We start from the raw sequence: 4412 nt of genomic DNA on the forward strand, positions 1-4412 counted from the left end.
AGGTCTAGGACCCGGTCCGGTGAGAGCAACCCGTGGCGGACGAGGGCGTTCGCCACGGGTGGGTCGACGGCGGGCATCACGGCGATTTCCCGGACGGTGACCAGGATCTCGCCGGCGATCAGTGGCACGTGCGCCGCGTCGCGGGCCTGGAGCAGACGGTCGACGGTCGGCCAGGCGGTGCCGGTCAGCGGGATCACGTCGTCGGCGTGCAGCCGGTGGCAGGCGCGCAGGTCGTCGTCCGGTTGGATGTCGTAGGCGAGCCGGCCCTCCTCGTCGAGGGCACGCAGGACCTTGCCGCGGGCGAAGCGGGGGTCGTCAACGGCCGCTACGGTCGCCCCGAAGGCGATGATCATCGGACCGTCCGGTCCGTCGACCGCGGTGTCCTTTCCCTCCAACGTGGCCCGCACCTGCGCGGCGTCGGCGCGCAGCAGGTAGCCGGGGTGTCCATGACCGGGATGCCCGGGCAGGTCGGCGACGTCCGGGCGCCACAGGTAGCCGGTCGTCCGACCGCCGCGCACGACCGGCCGGCGGATGGTTCCGGTCGCGGTCATCCCGCCCGGGCTGTCGACCCGAACCCGGGCGCCCGCCGGGTAGGGCGGAGGCAGGCCGACGGATTCGAGCGCGAGGCGTTCCCGGTGCACGTCCAGGAAGCTCTGCTGCGCGAACGACAGCTCGCGGCGGTCCCACTGCTGGTAGATCACCTGGCCGATCACTTCGCGGACGGCGTCGTCCGACCGGGGATCCCACCCCGCCGGAATCATGACGTCGTCGCCGGCGAAGACGACGTCCCCGCCCAGCCAGACCCGGTAGGTCAGGTTGTGCCGGCTGCCGTCGTGCCGGCTGCCGTAGACGCCGTCGTCCGTGCCGGCGCCGACGACGTCGACCTGGTAGAGGTCGCGCTGCCAGGTCCGCAACGGCGGGTCGGTGTGCAGCAGCCGGCCGTAGGTGGCCGGTTCGCGGCCGGTGAGGTCGACGCGGCTGGCCCGCCACGGCCGTTCGTCCTGGTCGAGGCCGACGTCGAGGAGCAACTGTCCGTGCGCGACCTGCCAGCCTCCGGACGGGCCGGGGAAAACCAGCGCGTCCCGCCGCGGTGAGGCGGCGAATGTCGTGTGGACGGCCCGGGGAAACGGAAAGCGGAGGGTCTGCTCCAGCTCCCAGAGACTCAACCGGGCCACGGTGACGATCACGGCGGGTGTGCTGGTCTCGCCGGGCCAGCGCACCAGCTGGGCGGTGACGTCACGGGCACCGTCAGCCCCCGTGGTCGGCAGAAGCCGCCACCAGCCGGTGGGCACGGTGATACGAACCGGCGCCGGGTCGGTGAAGTACGAGTAGGAGGAACGCGGATCCTCGGGCATGGGACCTGTCATCAGCCGGCGGCCGGATCGGGCAGAAGGGTGGCCCGCACGGCCGGGGCGGGGCTGACGATCCCGCCGCGCAGCAGCCCGTGCGGGCCGAAAAAACCACCGGGCAGTGACGCCTGGTCCGGGTTCCACTGGTAGGACCGCACATCCTGATCGGCGCCCCGGGTTACCGCGGTGACCGTGCCGGTGAGCATCCGCCCGTCGGGCAGAGCGACCTCGACACGCTCACCGGGGCGCAACGGCCCGGGCTTCTCCGCGACCAGGCTCATCAGCTCATCGCGGCGCCGGAGAACATCACGTTGCCCGGCGGTCAGCGCCAGCTCCGGGTCGGGACTGGTCAGCATCACCATCAGGCCGCGGACGGTGTCGCTGCTGCGCACCACGATGCCACCGGGAACCTCGATGTCGTTCCCGGCGACCATCACCCGGTCGTTCACCGACAGCCGGTAGGTGAGCTCCCGCCGCCCCTCGCGGATGTCCCGGCTGAGCGCGAGGACGTCCAGCCGGTAGACGTCGGACAGGTCCTCGAGACCCCTCGCCTCCCAGCGCAGCAGCACCCGGGAGCATGCCAGGGACTCGGCGTAGGTGACCGGTCCGCGACCGGGAACCCGCACCAGATCCGATGCCCGGGGAACCCGGGCTTCATCCGGGCCAGGCGAGTCCGCGCCGCGCGCCGCGACGGTGACACCCTCGGCCTCGGCATCCAGACGCACGGTGACCGCCGCCAGGCGCAGGGCCTCGTGTACCTCGTCGCCGAGAGCCATCCCGATCTGCGGTTCCAGCTCCCAGCTCGACGCGGCGGTCACCGTGCGCGCCGGGACGGTGAACAGCACCCCCGCGTCCGGCGCGGCCGGCCGGTAGGCGGCGACGCACAGCCGGGTCCGCGGGTCGACCCCGACCAGCCACGCTCCCGACGGCGTCTCGACCACGGCCGGCCGTTCGCGCCGCCGCGCGACGGACACGGCTCGCGGGGTTCCCTGACGCGGACCCGCGGTGGCGATCATCGGCCGGTTCCGTTCGACCGGTGTCGGCGGTTCCACAGCCCGCGCACGCGCACCACCCGAACCGCCCGCACCACCCGACCAAACCCCTCACGGGGCGCGGCCGGCCGCACGCCCTGCGCCGCGGGCCGGGCCGGGGGCGGCTCCCCGGCGGCGAGGGCGAGCAGCGCCGGGTCCCGAAACCAGTAGCGTCCATGCAGGTGCACGGGCGGGAGCGTGTTGTGCAGCAGCAACGCCTGCCCCGGCGCCACCTGGCGCAGCAGATGCGCCGGGAGGAGTTCCAGCCTGGTCGGCGCGTCGTTGATACCCTGCCGTCCGCCACCCGGCGCGATATCACTGGACAGGCTGCGCGCGGCGACATGCTCCTGCCCGAGCAGCGAGGCGGCGTAGTCCAGGGTCGACTTGTCCGACAGCCCGGAGAAGAAGACCTTCGTGACCGCGTTGGACACGATGACGTCGGCTTTGCTGCCGTAGGCCGCGTCGATCTGCGCCTTGCTCTGGTAGACGAGCATCAGCTGGATGCCCATGCCCGCGCAGGTGGAGATCCGGCCGGGCAGATTCTTCATCGGCCAGTTCCCCGCCTCGTCGATGACGACGAGCAGTGGCGGGTCCAACGGCTTACCTGTCACCCCGACCCGGGTATACACCGAGCGGATCAGATCATCGACCAGGCCCCCGAGCACCGGCGCCAACCGTTCGGCCCCGTCGAGATCCGCACACAGATAGACGCTGTTCGACCGCCGCCGCGGCCCGTCCCCCGGCTGCCCGGCGTCACCGAAATCCTCCGTGAACGGATCGCCGTCGGTGAACGGGTTGTTGTCGGTGAACGGGTCGAGGGCGGTGTCGGGCTCGTCGTCGGGCTCGTCACCGAGCAGCCAGTCCAGGCCGATCTCCGACCCGGCCGCGGAATACTGCACCGACGGTTCCTGCCACGGCCGGATCATCTGCCGGGCCACGAGGAACACCGACGAGACCTGCTTGGGATCCGTCTTCCACACCGCGCTCAGACCGGCCAGCACCTGCTCGCCGTCCACCCGGATCGCCGGGTCATCGTGACGGGCGAAGGCCTGGGCGAAACGCATCACCCCGTCGCGGTCCATGCTCGTCGTCCAACCGACCACCGCGTCCATCCCCAGCCCGGCGGTGGCGGCAACCCAGAACAGCAGGCCGAGAAGGTCCTCACCGGCGGTAGTCCAGAAACTCATGTCCGATCCGGAGGAGGTCCAGTCGGTGCTGTTCGCGATCGACCGGGCGGCCAGCCGCGCCCCGGCCAGCCCGATGGACTCCGCCAGCGGCGACCAGGTCGCCGACAGTTCCCCAGTGACACCGGTCGGGTCGAAGACCCGCACCTGCCCGAGCGCCCGACGCCGGCGCACGGTCGCGCCCAGCAGGTCCGTCTTCACCGACAGGGCGATCAGCGGGCCGTCCCACTCCAGGATCGCCGGCACCGCCAACGCCGCGGTCTTCCCGCAGCGGGACGGACCGACGACCAGCACCGCCCCCCGGTCACCCCGGCGGCGGGCAACCCGCCGGTGCAGCAGCCGCGGCACCGCGTCATCCACCGGCAGGGACGCGTCCTCGGTCGCAAGCAACCGGGTAACGATCCCGCTCCGGGCCCGGCCGAGGATCATCCGGCCCCGGACCGGCCGGCGGACCCACATCGGGGCGATCTCCCACAGCCGGGCGAACCGCGCCTCCGGATCCAGGCCCATCCGCCGCCGACGAGCCACCCCGACCCGGCCCTGCAGCAGGAAGAACAGCACCCCGCCGCACAGCACCGCGACCGCCATCGGCACGACGCTTCCGGCCCAGTAGCCCACCGGCCCCGGCAGCAGGACCGCGGCCTCCGCCGGCCAGGCCCGCGCCGGATCACCCGGACGCAGGACGAGACGCGGCACCGCCACCACCGCCGCGCCCAACCCGACCGGCAGCGGTTCATGCGCCCCGAACAGCAACGCGGCGGTCTGCGCGCCCGCCCACACCCCGCCCACGCCCGCCAGCACCGCGACACCGACGAGCAGCAGCGCAGGATCGGGCATCACCCCCGCGC

General features: G+C 72.8%; 3 protein-coding genes. All 3 read right to left on the reverse strand.

The window, feature by feature from the left end:
- Positions 1 to 1355: hypothetical protein (locus tag AC08OO_RS22655; protein WP_476619052.1), on the reverse strand; the 1355-nt coding region annotated here is incomplete at its 3' end.
- 11 nt (positions 1356 to 1366) lie between these two features.
- Positions 1367 to 2365, reverse strand: a complete 999-nt coding sequence (locus AC08OO_RS22660; RefSeq protein ID WP_476611742.1) for a hypothetical protein — start codon at positions 2363 to 2365, stop codon at positions 1367 to 1369.
- Positions 2362 to 4412: type IV secretory system conjugative DNA transfer family protein (locus AC08OO_RS22665; RefSeq protein ID WP_476619053.1), on the reverse strand; the 2051-nt coding region annotated here is incomplete at its 5' end. The genes AC08OO_RS22665 and AC08OO_RS22660, both read right to left, overlap by 4 nt.

It is taken from the genome of Frankia sp. CeCAU1, assembly GCF_977971845.1.

Excerpts from the sequence above, each read along its gene's own strand:
- AC08OO_RS22660 (WP_476611742.1), bottom strand. The coding sequence starts at position 2,365 with ATGATCGCCACCGCGGGTCCGCGTCAGGGAACCCCGCGAGCCGTGTCC.